General features: G+C 36.5%; 15 protein-coding genes and 5 tRNA genes. 5 read left to right on the top strand and 15 right to left on the bottom strand.

The features are described from left to right. Positions 1-70 precede the first annotated feature (70 nt). The 8 genes from RZN25_03540 to RZN25_03505 all read right to left on the bottom strand — a co-directional run bounded on the left by RZN25_03540 (position 71) and on the right by RZN25_03505 (position 5280). Complete coding sequence (locus RZN25_03540; GenBank protein ID MEQ6375897.1) at positions 71-1348, bottom strand: MFS transporter; 1278 nt, start codon at positions 1346-1348, stop codon at positions 71-73. Between the two features lie 323 nt (positions 1349-1671). Then, a complete protein-coding gene (locus RZN25_03535; GenBank protein MEQ6375896.1) occupies positions 1672-2280 on the bottom strand; it encodes a superoxide dismutase in 609 nt (202 codons plus the stop codon). A gap of 228 nt (positions 2281-2508) precedes the next feature. Then, positions 2509-2584 (bottom strand) — tRNA-Phe (locus tag RZN25_03530). A gap of 302 nt (positions 2585-2886) precedes the next feature. Continuing rightward, a tRNA-Ser gene (locus RZN25_03525) sits at positions 2887-2979 on the bottom strand. A gap of 16 nt (positions 2980-2995) precedes the next feature. Then, positions 2996-3072, bottom strand: a tRNA-Ile gene (locus RZN25_03520). 44 nt (positions 3073-3116) lie between these two features. Further along, a tRNA-His gene (locus RZN25_03515) sits at positions 3117-3192 on the bottom strand. Positions 3193-3211: 19 nt separating this feature from the next. Further along, positions 3212-3288 (bottom strand) — tRNA-Met (locus RZN25_03510). 357 nt (positions 3289-3645) lie between these two features. Continuing rightward, complete coding sequence (locus tag RZN25_03505; GenBank protein MEQ6375895.1) at positions 3646-5280, bottom strand: Na/Pi cotransporter family protein; 1635 nt, start codon at positions 5278-5280, stop codon at positions 3646-3648. Between the two features lie 287 nt (positions 5281-5567). Between RZN25_03505 and RZN25_03500 the strand changes: the two genes are divergently transcribed. After that, positions 5568-6350: a DUF1189 domain-containing protein gene (locus RZN25_03500; GenBank protein MEQ6375894.1), complete on the top strand. Its 783-nt coding sequence runs from the start codon at positions 5568-5570 to the stop codon at positions 6348-6350. 51 nt (positions 6351-6401) lie between these two features. Here the strand turns inward: RZN25_03500 and RZN25_03495 are convergent, their stop codons facing one another. Then, complete coding sequence (locus tag RZN25_03495) at positions 6402-7034, bottom strand: NfeD family protein (protein MEQ6375893.1); 633 nt, start codon at positions 7032-7034, stop codon at positions 6402-6404. A 144-nt stretch (positions 7035-7178) separates the two neighbouring features. Here RZN25_03495 and RZN25_03490 point away from each other — a divergent pair, with 144 nt between their 5' ends. Both RZN25_03490 and ispG read left to right on the top strand, forming a co-directional pair. Further along, positions 7179-7583 carry a hypothetical protein gene (locus tag RZN25_03490; GenBank protein ID MEQ6375892.1) on the top strand — a complete coding sequence of 135 codons (405 nt, stop codon included), beginning with the start codon at positions 7179-7181 and terminating at the stop codon, positions 7581-7583. Positions 7584-7655: 72 nt separating this feature from the next. Beyond that, the gene (gene ispG, locus RZN25_03485; GenBank protein ID MEQ6375891.1) at positions 7656-8759 is read left to right on the top strand and encodes a flavodoxin-dependent (E)-4-hydroxy-3-methylbut-2-enyl-diphosphate synthase; all 1104 of its coding nucleotides are present in this window, start codon (positions 7656-7658) and stop codon (positions 8757-8759) included. A gap of 65 nt (positions 8760-8824) precedes the next feature. Here the strand turns inward: ispG and RZN25_03480 are convergent, their stop codons facing one another. Together RZN25_03480 and RZN25_03475 are read right to left on the bottom strand one after the other, a co-directional pair. Continuing rightward, positions 8825-9274 (bottom strand): hypothetical protein, encoded by a 450-nt coding sequence (locus tag RZN25_03480; GenBank protein MEQ6375890.1) that lies wholly within the window; start codon positions 9272-9274, stop codon positions 8825-8827. 86 nt (positions 9275-9360) lie between these two features. Continuing rightward, positions 9361-10047, bottom strand: a complete 687-nt coding sequence (locus RZN25_03475) for a transglycosylase SLT domain-containing protein (GenBank protein MEQ6375889.1) — start codon at positions 10045-10047, stop codon at positions 9361-9363. Between the two features lie 139 nt (positions 10048-10186). Here RZN25_03475 and RZN25_03470 point away from each other — a divergent pair, with 139 nt between their 5' ends. Continuing rightward, positions 10187-10468 (top strand): DUF2624 domain-containing protein, encoded by a 282-nt coding sequence (locus RZN25_03470; protein MEQ6375888.1) that lies wholly within the window; start codon positions 10187-10189, stop codon positions 10466-10468. Positions 10469-10496: 28 nt separating this feature from the next. Here RZN25_03470 and RZN25_03465 read toward each other — a convergent pair whose 3' ends face one another. Together RZN25_03465 and RZN25_03460 are read right to left on the bottom strand one after the other, a co-directional pair. Beyond that, positions 10497-11390 (bottom strand): deoxyribonuclease IV, encoded by an 894-nt coding sequence (locus RZN25_03465; GenBank protein ID MEQ6375887.1) that lies wholly within the window; start codon positions 11388-11390, stop codon positions 10497-10499. 14 nt (positions 11391-11404) lie between these two features. Continuing rightward, entirely contained in the window at positions 11405-12730 is a 1326-nt protein-coding gene (locus tag RZN25_03460) for a DEAD/DEAH box helicase (GenBank protein MEQ6375886.1), read from the bottom strand. 181 nt (positions 12731-12911) lie between these two features. On the opposite strand from RZN25_03460, the gene RZN25_03455 reads away from it, so the two are divergent. Then, entirely contained in the window at positions 12912-13862 is a 951-nt protein-coding gene (locus tag RZN25_03455; protein MEQ6375885.1) for a 4-hydroxy-3-methylbut-2-enyl diphosphate reductase, read from the top strand. 156 nt (positions 13863-14018) lie between these two features. Here RZN25_03455 and RZN25_03450 read toward each other — a convergent pair whose 3' ends face one another. Both RZN25_03450 and RZN25_03445 read right to left on the bottom strand, forming a co-directional pair. Continuing rightward, the gene (locus RZN25_03450; GenBank protein ID MEQ6375884.1) at positions 14019-15128 is read right to left on the bottom strand and encodes a Nif3-like dinuclear metal center hexameric protein; all 1110 of its coding nucleotides are present in this window, start codon (positions 15126-15128) and stop codon (positions 14019-14021) included. Continuing rightward, positions 15115-15831 carry a tRNA (adenine(22)-N(1))-methyltransferase TrmK gene (locus RZN25_03445; GenBank protein MEQ6375883.1) on the bottom strand — a complete coding sequence of 239 codons (717 nt, stop codon included), beginning with the start codon at positions 15829-15831 and terminating at the stop codon, positions 15115-15117. The genes RZN25_03450 and RZN25_03445 overlap by 14 nt, the downstream gene beginning before the upstream one ends. Between the last annotated feature and the right edge of the window lie 9 nt (positions 15832-15840).

The raw sequence follows: 15840 nt of genomic DNA, 5'->3' as shown, positions 1-15840 counted from the left end.
AAATTGTTCCTCCCTCTGCCTTATCCCTCCTATTATACAATGAGTATCAATAACCTTCTATCCTAAATATTTATCTATTTTCATTTTCCTGCATTCTCTCTTGAAAAGGAAAAGCCTCCTCTTCCTGTTCTTGTTTTGGAGAAGTGAAATTGATCTGTTTGATAAAGAAATAGGTCAAAAAGTGACCAGCTCCTACAGTAAGCAAAACATAAGGAATGATTCTTTCTGGCGGAAATAGTGTTACAGCTGTTATAAACAATAATATCGAACTAACTCTACCTAAATTTAAATAAAGCTCACGTACAACAATGTATTCAATTCTCATTTCAGCCGCTTTCCATGACTTACCTATCACATCATAAGTCAGTGATAGGTAAGGAACAAAAAAGATAGGAATTGCAATCCCTATAAGTCCCGCATAAATTAATAATGTTTCAAAACTTAATTCGATAAGTATCAGACTTAGCGCTAAATAAAGCATAAGCCCTCCAGCAAAGATGGATCCTTTTCTATATCTTGGTTTCAGAAATCGGGTGACTAAAAAATAGAAAACAAAGGCCATTGCTGAATAAGTAAAATTGAACTTCCCTAAAGCAAATTCACTTTGAGTCGTGATGAAAACCCAAACGGCAATAATAAACATAAAGGTACCTTCTCTTAAGCCCTGTAAAACATGGGCGTTGGTCACCATTCTCCAGTTTTTATTATTTCTCCTCTCCTTTATAATTCTACGAAAGGAAAAACTCCCTTTGGCTGGTCTTCTATTCAAAAACATACTGGTAATGACTGATAAAAAGAACAAAGTAAAAGAAATCCCAAAGACTAAAGTATACCCTGTATTACCAGTCATTCTTGAAATCAAAAATCCTGCTACAATTGGACCAATCATTCCAGCGAAGGATTGAAGTAACCCTAGAAATCCATTAAAAAAATCACGTGTATCTGGTTCAGTAATTTCAAAGGTCAGTACATTAAAAGCTAACCAATAAAAACCATATCCTATTCCTAGAAGTCCTCCAAGCAACAATTTATAACTTGCTGCATGTTCTCCAGAAAGTAAAACAGTTAAAAAAAATAGGGATAAAAAAATTACCCCTAACCTTAACACAATCACTCGATCAATCTTTTTTGCCCACTTTCCTGCAAGAATAAAGGTTATGGGTTGTAGAACGTAAATAGCTAAATTATAAAGCGCTATTGCTACAAACTGACCAGATTGCTTCCACAAATAAATATTAACAAAAGTATTGGAAAGAAAAATTCCCAAAGAATATAATCCCCCAATGGAAAGTAATAAAAGCAAATCTTTATTTACATCTATTTTCTCCGTTATTTTTAAATGCTTCATTACAAAACCCCTTTTCCTTTCACTTTTATCTTTATCAAAAGAAAAGGAGTTATTCTATAACGAGATTAACAAAAGTTGGTTTTAGTAACAAAAGCGCAAACCAATTGACCATCAACGTAAGGATGTGAGATCCACAGTATAGTGAATGCTACAATAACCCCATTTTTCACTTCTACTTAAAAATTCTGATTAGAAAAACTTGGCATTCGCCAAGCCTTTGTAGCGAATGCCTTAGTTGTACTTATGCAGATAGGAAAGTGTTATACTTTCCTATCTGTTAAAAAAAAACAGGAGATGTATACTCTCCTGTTTTTACTCGCTATTTATTTTGCAGCTTCGTATCTTCTACTTACTTCATCCCAGTTTACAAGATTCCAAAATGCAGAAATGTAGTCTGGACGCTTATTTTGATACTTTAAGTAATAAGCATGCTCCCAAACGTCTAAACCAAGGATTGGAGTTTTACCTTCCATTACTGGAGTGTCCTGGTTTGGAGTGCTGGTTACTTTTAAAGAACCATTATCAACGATTAACCATGCCCATCCAGAACCAAAACGAGTTGCTCCTGCATTGGCAAACTCTTCTTTAAACTTATCAAAGCTTCCAAAAGCCTCATCAATTTCAGAAGCTAATTCTCCTTTTGGAGTTCCTCCACCATTTGGAGATAACACTGTCCAGAACAAGCTGTGGTTCGCATGTCCACCACCATTGTTTCTAACAGCTGTACGAATGTTTTCAGGAATTGCATCTAGGTTAGAAAGTAATTCATCTAAAGTCTTTTCTTGAAGATCAGCATGTCCTTCTAAAGCACCATTAAGTTTTGTTACATAAGTATTATGATGCTTTGTGTGGTGAATATTCATTGTCTCCTTGTCAATATGAGGTTCTAGTGCGTCATATGCATAAGGTAATTCTGGAAGTTCAAATGCCATTTCATATTCCTCCTTCAATTTAATATGTAATTTGAAATTGGGTTTCCACTACATAAATGTGAATAACCTAATCTCTTTAGTCAAAGATTACCAAACCATTGACCTAGTTGCAAATATAATGCTTAACATCCAACAAAAGAATTTTTCCCTTCTTTTGTGATTTTAAAACTTTATTTAAAGAATTTTATATAAAAAAAATAACAGGTATCCATACCTGTTGTTTTTAAATGGTGGCTCGGGACGGAATCGAACCGCCGACACACGGATTTTCAGTCCGTTGCTCTACCGACTGAGCTACCGAGCCATAATATAAGAATAAATTGTATAAAGCTCTCTGACATCATTCATGTTATGTGCTCGTCGTGTTGCATGTCTATTCGATGATGTCGCACTTCTCGCATGCCTTCACAGATGGTTATTCACGGAGTTGGCAAGCTACCGAGCCATAATATAAGAATAAATTGTATAAAGCTCTCTGACATCATTCATGTTATGTGCTCGTCGTGTTGCATGTCTATTCGATGATGTCGCACTTCTCGCATGCCTTCACAGATGGTTATTCACGGAGTTGGCAAGCTATAATATCTTATTTGAAATATGTATATATGGCGGAGGAAGAGGGATTCGAACCCCCGCGGGCTTTAACACCCCTGTCGGTTTTCAAGACCGATCCCTTCAGCCAGACTTGGGTATTCCTCCATGCCTCATATAAAAATGGTGGACCCTGCAGGATTCGAACCTGCGACCGATCGGTTATGAGCCGATAGCTCTAACCAGCTGAGCTAAGGGTCCGTATATCATAAGTAAGCAAAACTAAGAAAAATAATTCATAAGTATGGGGCGACCGGAGGGAATCGAACCCTCGAGTGCCGGAGCCACAATCCGGTGCGTTAACCACTTCGCCACGACCGCCATACAAATATTGATATAATGGTAGCGGCGGAGGGGATCGAACCCCCGACCTCACGGGTATGAACCGTACGCTCTAGCCAGCTGAGCTACACCGCCAAAAAACTCATTCATCTCGAAGCGACAGGTTATAATATAGCATGTTACTGTTATATTGTCAACAATATAATGAAATATTTTTCGCTTGTCCCACTTCTCTTTCCTCGCATTCAATGGAATTTTATGTGTTGGGACAACTAGCAGCTTATACTGGATGTATCGCTCTATTGTTTCCCTTTCTCTTCTAGCTCTTCATGGGTGCTAGATGCATGGGGAAAAAACTCGTAGCATTTTCATAGATGTATCGATCGTAGCTCGTGGCAACACAAATAATAATAGCACGGACTGTCCTGCATATCAAGAGGTTAATCAAGAGAAATGGGGTGCCAATTATTAAAATCGTCCCCCATTTCCAAATCAACCTTTCTTGCCCAGCACTTCTTCTGCAATATTTAATGCATGGTCACCAATTCGCTCAAGATTACTCACTATATCAACAAATACAATACCAGCTGCCCCCACACATATCCCCTCATTTAAGCGGATAATATGTTTCTTTCGAAGAGTTCTTTCCATCTGGTCAATTTGATTTTCTTTTTCAACAACAGCAAGAGCTTCTTGTCGATCCATATTGTCTAAGGCATTTAACGCCTGTTTTACTGTGATTTGGGCTAGGTTAATCATATCATTCAAATCATTTTGGGCTTGTTCGGTAAGTACTAATTTATTAGTGATTTTATACTCTACAAGCTCAATTATGTTTTCAAAATGATCCCCAATTCGTTCAATATCACGAACTGAATCCATTAGAGCAGAGTGTTTCACACTATCTTGCTCCGATAGATTAGCCGAAGAAATTCGGACAAGATAATCTGTAATTTTACGATCTAAATTATTAATAGCATCTTCTAGTGAGAGAGCCATATCAGCATGCTTCTTTTGAAAATTATTGAGATAGTAGCTTGTTTCTTCCAAACCTTTCATCGCAAATTCACCCATACGAGAAACTTCTTTCTTAGCTTGTTCTAAGGCCAAGGCAGGTGATTGCTCGATAAAAATTGGATCTAAATTTTTAGGCTTGTATTCAATTTCTTCTTCAGTACTAGGAATTAGTTTGATCACAATAGCTGCTAACAAACCAATGAAAGGCAGCTGAATAATTGTATTAGTCACATTAAAAATACCGTGTGCAAAGGCTATTGTCATCTTTTCATTTAAATCTAGAGATGCACTTAAGTTGGCAATAAACGGTGTATAAAGTCTGATTCCAATAATAAAAATGGATGCTCCAATTACATTAAAAAGAACATGGGTTAATGCAGCGCGTCTCGCTGCCACAGTCGCACCAATAGAAGCTAAAACAGCTGTTATAGTTGTTCCAATATTATCTCCAAAAAGAACTGGCAAAGCTGCATCAAGTGTCATAGCACCTTGGGAATATAACTCCTGCAGAATCCCAACAGTTGCACTTGAGCTTTGGACAATAACAGTAAATATCGCGCCGACAGCTGCACCAAGAATAGGATTATGACTCATAGAAACCGTAAGGTCTTGGAATGCTTCCAATGATCTTAATGGCTCCATTCCGTCCCCCATAAGAGATAAACCAAAAAATAAAGCTCCAAATCCAAAAAGGGTTTGACCGATATAGGTAATATTCTTTCTTTTAAAGAAAAATATCAAGAAAGCTCCCAACGCTAAAATAGGTAAAGCATAATCTTCAAGTTTGATACCGATAATGAATGCTGTAACTGTAGTCCCAATGTTTGCACCCATAATAACACCAATAGCTTGTCTAAGTGTCATGAAGCCGGCGCTAACTAAACCAACCGTTAAAACAGTAGTCCCTGAACTACTTTGAATTAAGATTGTAACAAGTATACCTGCAATAACTCCCATAAGTGGGTTTGATGTAAAACGGTCAAGAATATCTCTTAAGCGATCTCCAGCGGATTTTTGAAGGCCATCTCCCATATACTTGATACCAAAGAGAAATATTCCTAAACCACCTATAAATTCAAATATTAATTGTTGGACATTTAATTCTTCCACGGATGTTCATCCCCCCCTATGATAAAAATATGAATTCATTTGCCTTTTTCATTATTAATGAAATATAAACATTTTGTAAAGATTTTTCGTCACAAATTTACATAGTATTAATATTTCATTTATCAAAAAATGAATTAATTTTTCTTTCTTGTCTTATTGTTCCATTTTCAAGGCTTCATACCCAATATTACACATTAACTTTTGGATTAAGTAACTCTACTTGTATAGCTAAGATAATTTAGCTAAGATAGAATTGAGACGAAAAAAGAAAGGAACATAAATTATATATGAATATTTTTACTCAATTCGTTAAGAGTTTTTATGATTTTAAAATGTTATCTGCCTTCCGTTTTCAAAAAATCGGAAAAACGATTGGCTATGTTTTTTTCATGATGGCAATTGCTACATTTCCATTTGCAATTAGTTTTGGCGTATCTATAAATAATATGATGAACTCTGTAGATACAACCTTGAATGGCTGGCCGGATTTCGAAATAGAAAATAACAGACTTGTTATTGAGGGGGAACCTTCCAAAGTAGAACAAAACGGTTCAACTTTTATTATTGATGACACAGGGGAAACTACTAGTGAGGAATTCATAGATGAAAGTATAGAAGGTGTTGCCCTTTTAGCAAATGAAATGGTTTTTCTAGCTGATAATGAACCCTTCCAAATTTCATATAAAGCCGCGGCTATCGAAAATATTTCAAAAAATGAAATTCAAGATCTCGTTGATTCGCTTCAAAGCATTAAAGTTGTTGCAATCATAATCATTTCAATCGGTGTCTATTTGTTTACAACAGCTTTAAAGTTTATCGGCATCTCCTTTTTAGGATTACTTGGATTACTAATTGCACGTTATCAAAGTAAAACATTAGATTACAAAAAGCTATGGGTATTATCTGCTTACGCCGTTACAGCACCTACTATCCTGTTTGCCATCCTAGACTCAACAAAAGTAATCATCCCATTTGGATTTTGGATTTATTGGATCTTGTCAATTCTTCTGTTGCATTTCATTATTAAAAAGATTCCTACTCCTAAAAGACAAGAAGAAACAACCATGTAAAAAACCGAGCCTTATTTTCGTAAGGCTCGGTTTTATCTCATTATAAAACCTTTAATCTCCAATTTTTCTTACCAAGATTCTAGTTCCGTCGACTTTATCTACAACGATTTTATCGTTTTTTTCTAACCATTGACCATTGGAGATAGCACTATATTCTTTCCCTTCCACTTGTATAGTTCCAACTGGCCGGAAAGGCGTTAGTGTAACTCCTTCTTTCCCAATTAAATAATGGTAGCTTTCGTTAATGGAATTATATCCAGCTTCGGAAGTTAAGCGATCCACAAGAGCGATTTTCCCCCACATTTTCCGTTTTGGAAACACTTTGAGAAACAATAAAGAACCCCCCGCTCCAATCAAAACTCCCATGGCCCCATAGGCTCCTGTCACCCAACTAGGAGCGCTAAATCCTACGGTGAGTAACATACAGACCATGCCAATTACCGAGAGTGTTCCATCATTTAAAACTTTCCCATCAATTATTATTAAGATAATTCCAAGAATATACAAAGATAACATAAGAAAAAACATACCTGGTTCCAGGTAAGCCATAAAATATAAGGTGATGAATCCTGTACCGACAATTGCAAAAATGCCTTTCATATTAACCAGTAATTCACCTAATAAGAACAATGTTCCGAGACCTGTAATGATAAAAGCTACCCAACTAAGATCTAAACTTAACATTCCGACTCCCCCTAACAACTCAATACCCTATTTACGATTTAATTTCACATATAGTTTCTATTAAATTTTAATTTTTTTGAAGGAATTTTTAACTTTTACTTTAATTAGTAAAGATAAGTTTAATTTAGAAATGAGGGGTTCACCATGCCTTCCAAAGCTAAAAAACTTTTACTATTTATTACTGTTATTTTTTTGTTGAAAAGTATCTATGCAGATCTAACGGTCGGTACTCCTATTGCAACATCCTCACCAGATTCTTCTCCTACCACTGAAGAATTATTAAACGAATTAGACATAGATAAAAACAACACTGAACAAGGTGAAGAGGAAGAAGAAAAACTTCCATACGAGGTTATCACTTATGAAATAAAGGGTGGTGATACAGTTCTAGCGGTTGTAGAACAACTTCATCCCGATGGAATTCCTTACTCGATTAACAAGGTTCTAGAAGATTTTTTGTATTTAAATCCTGACACAGAGCCAACTAGACTAAAAATTGGTGAAAATTATCGATTTCCACAATATCTTAATCAGGAAGAAAAAGAATAATATCTTCTACTTCTCATTTCGAACTATACCTATTATAATAGAGGATGTTATGTAAAGGAAGGAGCTATGTATATGTCGTCTATTACACATCGTACAAAGACAAGACCTGTCCGAGTAGGAAACCTTGTGATCGGAGGAAACGATCAGGTAGTCATTCAAAGTATGACAACCACTAAAACGCATGATGTGGAAGCAACTGTTGCTCAAATTAAACAGTTAGAAGAAGCTGGGTGCCAGGTTGTTCGAGTTGCATGTCCAGACGAAAGAGCTGCTAACGCCATAGCAGATATAAAAAAGCAAATTAATATTCCTTTAGTTGTTGATATTCATTTTGATTATAAACTTGCATTAAAAGCCATTGAGGGTGGTGCGGATAAAATCCGTATCAATCCTGGCAATATCGGAAAACGCGAAAAGGTGGAAGCAGTGGTTAAAGCTGCAAAAGAACGGGGAATTCCCATTCGCATTGGTGTAAATGCAGGTTCCTTAGAAAAAAGGATCTTAGATAAATACGGCTACCCTACAGCAGATGGCATGGTTGAAAGTGCCTTACATCATATTAAAATCTTGGAGGATTTAGATTTTCACGACATTATTGTTTCTCTTAAAGCAAGTGATGTGAAACTTGCCATTGAGGCATATGAAAAGGCCTCTATGGCTTTTGACTACCCACTTCATCTTGGGATAACTGAATCCGGAACTTTGTTTGCAGGAACAGTAAAAAGCGCAGCTGGTCTTGGTGCTATCTTAAGCAAAGGAATCGGTAACACGGTTCGTATTTCTTTAAGTGCCGACCCTGTTGAAGAAGTAAAGGTTGCTCGTGAGTTACTTAAGACCTTTGGACTTGCAGCCAATGCTGCAACACTCATTTCCTGTCCTACTTGCGGAAGAATTGAAATTGATTTAATTTCTATTGCAAATGAAGTGGAGGCTTACATTGCACAGATTAAAGCTCCGATAAAGGTCGCTGTCTTAGGCTGTGCTGTGAATGGTCCTGGAGAAGCTAGAGAAGCTGATATAGGTATTGCTGGTGCTCGTGGAGAAGGATTGCTCTTTAGACATGGTAAAATCATACGAAAAGTTCCTGAAGAAACAATGGTGGAAGAACTAAAAATCGAAATAGATAAAATTGCGGAAGAATATAAGCTAAAAGAGACAGAAGCAACTAAGGTGTAAAAATAAAAAACCCCTGGTAGTTCCACTACCAGGGGTTTTTTTCATGAATGAAATTTCATCTCCCATTACGTGAAGGGAGCAAAAAATAATGATAACACAATAGAAATGACACCAACTACAATAGCTGTGTTCCCTAAAGTGTTTGCACCTCTTCTTCTCGCTACAAATCCTGAAATGATCCCAACAGCTCCCAAAATGACTGGCATCATAAAGAAAGATAAGAATGACAGGATTACTCCTGTCCAGCCCCATCCTACTGGAACATCCGACTTCATTTCAGTTTCTTTTTCTTGATTGCGAATAGGCTCATGGGGAAAATCCTTGCGATCAATGGCAACTTCCTGAGCAATTTCCTCATCGAAATCATCATTCGGATAGCCTTTATCAAACACAACATCCTTGGTCTCAGCAACTACTTGTTGGTTACCTTGTCCACCCTGTTGATTGTTTTGAAGATCGTCTCGATCGTTAGGCCATGTGTTGAATCCGGGTTCTTGGTTTTTATAATCGTCCATGGTAATTCCCTCGCTTTCCTAATCAAGAGGTGCCTTCTTAGTGTATGAAAGAAGAGAGATATCAATCATGGAATTATTTACTTCATTTATTTAATTTGAATCTCCGCTTGATTCGTAATCTGCACTGCATACCAGCTTTTAGCATCGCCATTTATCGCTTTATATGTTTTCATTCCACTTACTCCACGGTGATAAGCAGTTAAGGCCTCATCCCAGTTTTTAAAACTGGAATACAAATAATCTAAATACGTAATGGTAAGTTTTATGGAATATTTAGGATCGAAAAGTTTTTGATCCTCATATGGTAAGTTTGCCATATCCGCTACCCAAGGTGCTGTGTTTTTCATGAATTGTCCAAGTCCGTAGGCACGACCATATTTTGTTAGAGGACCCACTAGTTTTTCATTATATGTTCCCCCTGTTTCCACTTTAATCAATTCATAAACAAGAAATGGATTTATATCCTTTTTATCTGCTTGTTCTACAAGAGATTTTGCCCAACTGCTTTTAAACTTACCCTTTGAATTTTTGACCATTTGTTTTGCAACGTCCTCTTTTGTTTTCCAAACAAAATATCCTTTATCCTCATGGTAATCTTCACTGAGATTTTCTAATGATTTCTTTTCCAGAGTATACATATTTTTCTCCAACATAGGCAAAGCAGCTTGTTGTTTATTCCCCAATGCAAAACCTACTCCAAAAGTAAAAACACTAATAAAAAGTAATAAGGTCAAAAAGTACCTTGACCAGGTAATGCTTGTTTTAAAATTCATTGATTTTCACTCCTTTAGACCCAGCGACCATAATAACGAAAAAAATTAGACAAATCAAATGTTAAGCATTTTTTTAAATAGAAGCACGATGTAAAGCTACTTTTCATAAAGTAATGTGGAGAGGAGACAGGAGATCGATATGAATAAATTTATTAAACAAATTGTTCAGCAGAAGCTTAAAAATATAACCCCTAAACAGTTAGTAGAATATTCCAGAGAATATGATATACCTATCACTCAAAGAGAAGCAGAAAACATTTTAAATATTGCTAATGAGTCTGACCTTGACCCATTTGATGAAAATGACCGATTGAAAATTATTAAAAAAGTTGCAAAAGTTACAGACATGAAAAGAGCCCAAGCAGCTAATAAACTATTTTTAAAACTTATGAAAGAGAATAATTTGGATAAATGGATATAAAAAGAGATGACAAAGTCATCTCTTTTTATTATTGCGCTTCTATCTTTTGTTTTAAATCTTCTGCAAATTTTCGATTATTCAACATTTCAATTTCAAATTTATAAGGTGGCTTTTTATTCTTCTTATCTTCCCCTACATAAGGGGTTTCTAATATCTTCGGAATATCTGTAAGCTGCGGATGATGAACAACATAGGATAATGCATCAAAGCCGATATGGCCAAACCCAATATTCTCATGCCGGTCTTTCCGTGATCCACGAGGATTCTTACTATCATTTACATGTAGAACTTTAAGGCGCTCTAGTCCAATAATTTGATCAAATTCATTTAAAACACCATCAAAATCTTCAACAACATCATAACCAGCATCATGGATGTGGCAGGTGTCCAGACAAATGGACAAATTCTCATTATGAGTCACTCCATCCATGATTTTTGCTAATTGATCAAACGTCCTCCCGCACTCAGACCCTTTTCCTGCCATTGTTTCCAAAGCAATTTGGACAGGATGATTTTTTTCTAATACTTCATTTAAGCCTTCAATAATCCTTTTGATACCTTCGTCATCTCCAGCTCCGACGTGGGCACCAGGATGTAATACAATTTGTTTTCCGCCTATTGCTTTTGTTCGTTCAATTTCACTTCTAAGAAAATCGACGCCTAGTTGAAACGTCTCTGGCTTAGTTGTGTTGGCAATATTAATAATATAAGGAGCGTGAACAACTATCTCTTTCATACCATTTTCCTTCATGTGTGCTAAACCAGCTTCTATATTTAAGTCCTCAATAGCTTTTCTTCTTGTATTTTGAGGAGCCCCTGTATATATCATAAATACATTAGCACCATAAGAAGCTGCTTCTTCACTAGCCCCTAGCAACATTTTTTTTCCACTCATGGAAACATGCGATCCGATTTTCACCATCTACCTCTTCCCCTTTACTTTTTCTTCTTAAAACTATTTCTTTCCAACTTTTTTTGAATTTGTTTTGCTTGCGTCTTCATTTTCTTCTTATATCCCGGCTTAACTTTAGTTGGCTTTTTTACTTTGCTCCATGCCTGTTTTTCTATCTCCGATTCCTGTTTCACTCGAGTTGCTCTTTCATTCCACTTCTTAATAGGCTGCCACTCGCCTTTATTTACATCGTAAGCTGTAAATACAAGTCCTTTTTTCTCTAGTTTGGAAATTAGCTGTGAATCATCTTCTTTATACAAGCTTAAAGCAGTTCCCTCTAATCCAGCTCTTGCTGTTCGACCAACACGGTGGATATATACTTCTTCTTCTTGAGGAAGCTCAGCATTGATAACATGACTCACACCAGGAATATCAATTCCTCGAGCTGCCAAATCTGTAGCTACTATATATTGGTAACGTAGATCTTTAATCTCCTTTAATACTCTTTTTCTTTCTCGTGGGCTTAGCCCTCCGTGGATGACACCTACATTTAAACCTCTAGATATTAAGTCGTCAGCTAATACATCACATGCGTCTTTTCGATTAACAAATATTAAAGCTAGAAATGGGTTAATTAACTCAGCTACCTTTTCTATGACTTGTCCTACCTTACGGTGCCTTAAAGGAATAAGGCGATGCTCCATTTTTTCAGGGGCAATCGTTTGTTCTTTTATTTTGATAAGAGTAGGATTATCCATATATTTTTTTAATAAAGGAGCTAGCTTTTCAGGAATAGTTGCTGAGAAAACCATCATTTGGGAGTCTTGATTCATACGAACAAGGATTTGATCCACTTCTTGCAAAAATCCTAAATCAATTGCTAAGTCTGCTTCATCTAATACCAAACTCTTAGCGGTATATAAATCTAGAACTCCTTCTTTAGCCAAGTCCAATACTCTTGTTGGTGTTCCCACCACAATATGAGGTGCTTCCTTTAATTTTTCTATATCCTTCTTTTTTTCTGTTCCACCAATGAGTAGCTTAGAAAACCATTTCCCCTTTTTTTCTGCAAAATCAATAAACTTTTTAACTTCATCATATATCTGAATAGCTAATTCGCGAGTTGGTGCAATAATGACAAATTGAACTACGCGCTTATCTTCTTCTAATGATTGAAACATGGGTAATAGATAAGCATGTGTTTTTCCAGAACCTGTATGGGATTGTCCAATTACACTTTCTCCTCTTAAAATAGGTGGAATTACTTTTAATTGTATAGCTGTTGGTTTTTTAAACCCTAATTGATTTATTCCCTTTTGGACACTCTCTGAAAATCGAAAATTGTGAAATTCATTTGCATTTTGAGCCATTTTTTAAAAACTCCTTTTCATAACGTTCTTAACCATTATAGTAAAGTCACAGGAATATTGCCATTCTTATAAATAACAGGAAATCATGGTCAAATGGAGAAATACCCTTTATAATAGGATTTGTAATTTTCTTTAAACATATTAGCATAGATCTTATATGTTTTTCATAAGGGGGAGCCAAATGGAAGTTATAAAAATTGCACCACGTGGTTATTGTTATGGCGTGGTAGATGCTATGGTTATTGCACAGAATGCTGCCAAGGACCCAAATTTACCTCGCCCCATTTATATATTAGGTATGATAGTTCATAATGCCCACGTAACAGAAGCATTTAAATCTGAGGGCATTATTACTCTTGATGGAAAGAGTCGTCTAGATCTACTAGAGGATATCACGGAAGGAACTGTAGTCTTTACTGCACACGGAGTCTCACCCGAAGTTAAAGAACGTGCTCGCGAAAGGGGATTAACTGTCCTTGATGCGACATGTCCAGATGTAACACGGACTCACGATTTAATTCGTGAAAAAGTTAAAGAAGATTATGAAATAGTTTATATTGGTAAAAAAGGACATCCAGAGCCAGAAGGAGCTATAGGTGTGGCACCTGGAAAGGTTCACCTTGTTCAAACAGAAGAAGACGTGGAGAAATTAAAGTTAGAACATGTTGAAAAATTAATTGTTACGAATCAAACGACTATGAGTCAATGGGATGTCTATGATGTCATGATGAAAGTGAAGGAAAAATTTCCTCAAACCGAAATGGTTAGAGAGATTTGTATGGCAACGCAAGTTCGTCAAGAGGCTGTGGCTGAACAAGCAAAAGATGCAGACCTAACAATTGTTGTAGGTGACCCACGAAGTAACAACTCTAATCGCTTAGCACAAGTATCCGAAGAAATCGCAGGGACTAAAGCGTACCGTGTAAGTGACGTAAGTGAAATAAAATTAGAGTGGTTAAAGGGTGTTCAAAAAGTTGCTGTGACGGCAGGGGCTTCAACTCCAACACCCATTACTAAAGAAGTCATTAAGTTCATAGAAACCTATGATCCAAATAGTCAAAACACTTGGAAACGAGTATCTCGTGTAGAAGAACGTAAAATCCTACCTAAAGTGAGAGAAAAGAAGCAATGATCTCCAAAGATCATTGCTTCTTTTTTTAAAAGATAAAAGTATAAAATTTGTCTAGCTCCAGCGAAAAGGCTTCATCGAGTAATCTTCGAAGTTTTTGCCCCAAGTAATCGCAGGAAGGAACTACTTAGACCTTCTTCGCAGAAACAAGTGCTTTTCTTAATAATATTCAAATGGGTTTGTATTCACTTTAGAGGTAAGAACAGTAGGTGCTTGTGAGATTGTTTTGAACTTAGATTGAAAAAAGTGCTGTACTCCTTCTTTCATTACTTCCTCGATATAATGCCCCGGGTCAATCAAATGTAATCCTATAGGCTGTGCATCTTGTGCATCATGGAAGGTTAAATCTCCTGTAATGTAGACATCAGCACCAGCATGCTTAGCAGCTTCTATGAAATCCTCTCCACTTCCACCAAGAACAGCAACTTTTTGAACCATATCTTTTTTGGTACCTACAAATCTTAGTTGAGGAAGTTTGAACACATTTTTGATATGGGATAGAAGCTCCTCAAACATCATTGGTTTTTCTAATAAACCAATTCTTCCAGCTCCATAAACTTTACCTTTATTTCTCAATCTATAGAGATCATAGGCAACTTCTTCATAAGGGTGTACTTCACGCATAGCGTTCAAAACATTAGATATCATGTACTTTGGTACAATTGTTTCTATACGATCTTCTTCTACCGTTTCCAGCGTGCCCTTAGTTCCTAAAAAGGGATCGGTTCCTTCCAATGGCTTAAACTGCCCCTTTCCAACAGTATGGAACATGCAGTGACTATAATTTCCTATATGGCCTGCGCCAGCATCACCAATCGCCCCTTTTACTTTTTCAGCATGAGAAGTAGGAACAAAAATCACAAGCTTGTATAGCTCTTCCTCACCATCTGGTAATAAAACCTTCGTCTCTTTAAGACCTATTTTTTCAGCTAACAAATCGTTTACGCCACCCTGTACAACATCAAGATTGGTATGTGCTGCATAAACTGATATATTATTTTGAATGAGTTTTTGAATAATACGTCCTTTGGAATCTTGTACATCAATGAACGGTAAGGGTTTAAATAAAAGAGGATGATGAGCGAATATGAATTGAACTCCCGCTGCTATTGCTTCATCAACCACTTCTTCTCTAACGTCAAGTGTAATTAATATTTTCTCAACCTCTGTTTCTTTACTGCCCACCTGTAGGCCTACTTTATCCCAATCATAGGCTAATGTTTGGGGACACCATTCTTCAAATATATCAATAATATCATGAATCTTCACGATTTAACTCCTCCTCAATCCATTCAGTTTCTTTTTGAAACTCTTCTAGTTTCCTTTGATTTGGTTCTTTGGCTTTTTTCATACTTTCCATGATTCTTTTCTTGTTTCGTAGTTCACGTTCCCATTTTTCTATAAAAACAGGGGAATGTTCTTTTAACAAAAATGGCCCCATCATTAATTCTTTTTTTATATAATCCCTATCATAAGGCTGTGGTTCTTCAAGGAAATCGGCAACTAATACTTCATAAATTGGCTCACCCTCTTTTATTATAATTTCCGCTGTGAGACAATACTTATTTTCCAGAAACCACTCTCTAACTACCCACTCATCAATATTAGGCTGTGCTATGATGCGTTTCACTCCTTGGAGGCGATCTTTCCCTTGTTCTAAAATTGTTCGAATGAGGCTTCCTCCCATTCCGGCAATTACTACCGTATCAACCTCCTCGGGCTGTAACACGGATAAACCATCACCTTTCCTTACTTCAATACGTTTCTCCAAACCAGTCTGTCTTACCTGTCTTTGAGCAGATTGAAAAGGACCTTGATTCAGTTCGCCGGCAATGGCATTTGCTGTATCATCTTTCAAGCATACATAACAAGGAAGGTAGGCATGGTCTGAACCAATATCAGCAAAGAATGATCCTTTTTTTATAAACTTAGCGACGGTTGATAATCTCTTAGATAACTCCGATTCATTCATATGATTTCC

This window comes from Bacillaceae bacterium S4-13-56 (genome assembly GCA_040191315.1).
Taxonomy (GTDB): domain Bacteria; phylum Bacillota; class Bacilli; order Bacillales; family JAWJLM01; genus JAWJLM01.
The sequence above is the reverse complement of the archived record's forward strand: the minus strand, read 5'-3'. Positions and strand labels throughout refer to the sequence as shown.

Excerpts from the sequence above, each read along its gene's own strand:
- RZN25_03540 (MEQ6375897.1), bottom strand. The coding sequence starts at position 1,348 with ATGAAGCATTTAAAAATAACGGAGAAAATAGATGTAAATAAAGATTTG.
- RZN25_03535 (MEQ6375896.1), bottom strand. The coding sequence starts at position 2,280 with ATGGCATTTGAACTTCCAGAATTACCTTATGCATATGACGCACTAGAA.
- RZN25_03500 (MEQ6375894.1), top strand. The coding sequence starts at position 5,568 with ATGAATATTTTTACTCAATTCGTTAAGAGTTTTTATGATTTTAAAATG.
- RZN25_03495 (MEQ6375893.1), bottom strand. The coding sequence starts at position 7,034 with ATGTTAAGTTTAGATCTTAGTTGGGTAGCTTTTATCATTACAGGTCTC.
- RZN25_03490 (MEQ6375892.1), top strand. The coding sequence starts at position 7,179 with ATGCCTTCCAAAGCTAAAAAACTTTTACTATTTATTACTGTTATTTTT.
- ispG (MEQ6375891.1), top strand. The coding sequence starts at position 7,656 with ATGTCGTCTATTACACATCGTACAAAGACAAGACCTGTCCGAGTAGGA.
- RZN25_03480 (MEQ6375890.1), bottom strand. The coding sequence starts at position 9,274 with ATGGACGATTATAAAAACCAAGAACCCGGATTCAACACATGGCCTAAC.
- RZN25_03475 (MEQ6375889.1), bottom strand. The coding sequence starts at position 10,047 with ATGAATTTTAAAACAAGCATTACCTGGTCAAGGTACTTTTTGACCTTA.
- RZN25_03470 (MEQ6375888.1), top strand. The coding sequence starts at position 10,187 with ATGAATAAATTTATTAAACAAATTGTTCAGCAGAAGCTTAAAAATATA.
- RZN25_03465 (MEQ6375887.1), bottom strand. The coding sequence starts at position 11,390 with ATGGTGAAAATCGGATCGCATGTTTCCATGAGTGGAAAAAAAATGTTG.
- RZN25_03460 (MEQ6375886.1), bottom strand. The coding sequence starts at position 12,730 with ATGGCTCAAAATGCAAATGAATTTCACAATTTTCGATTTTCAGAGAGT.
- RZN25_03455 (MEQ6375885.1), top strand. The coding sequence starts at position 12,912 with ATGGAAGTTATAAAAATTGCACCACGTGGTTATTGTTATGGCGTGGTA.
- RZN25_03445 (MEQ6375883.1), bottom strand. The coding sequence starts at position 15,831 with ATGAATGAATCGGAGTTATCTAAGAGATTATCAACCGTCGCTAAGTTT.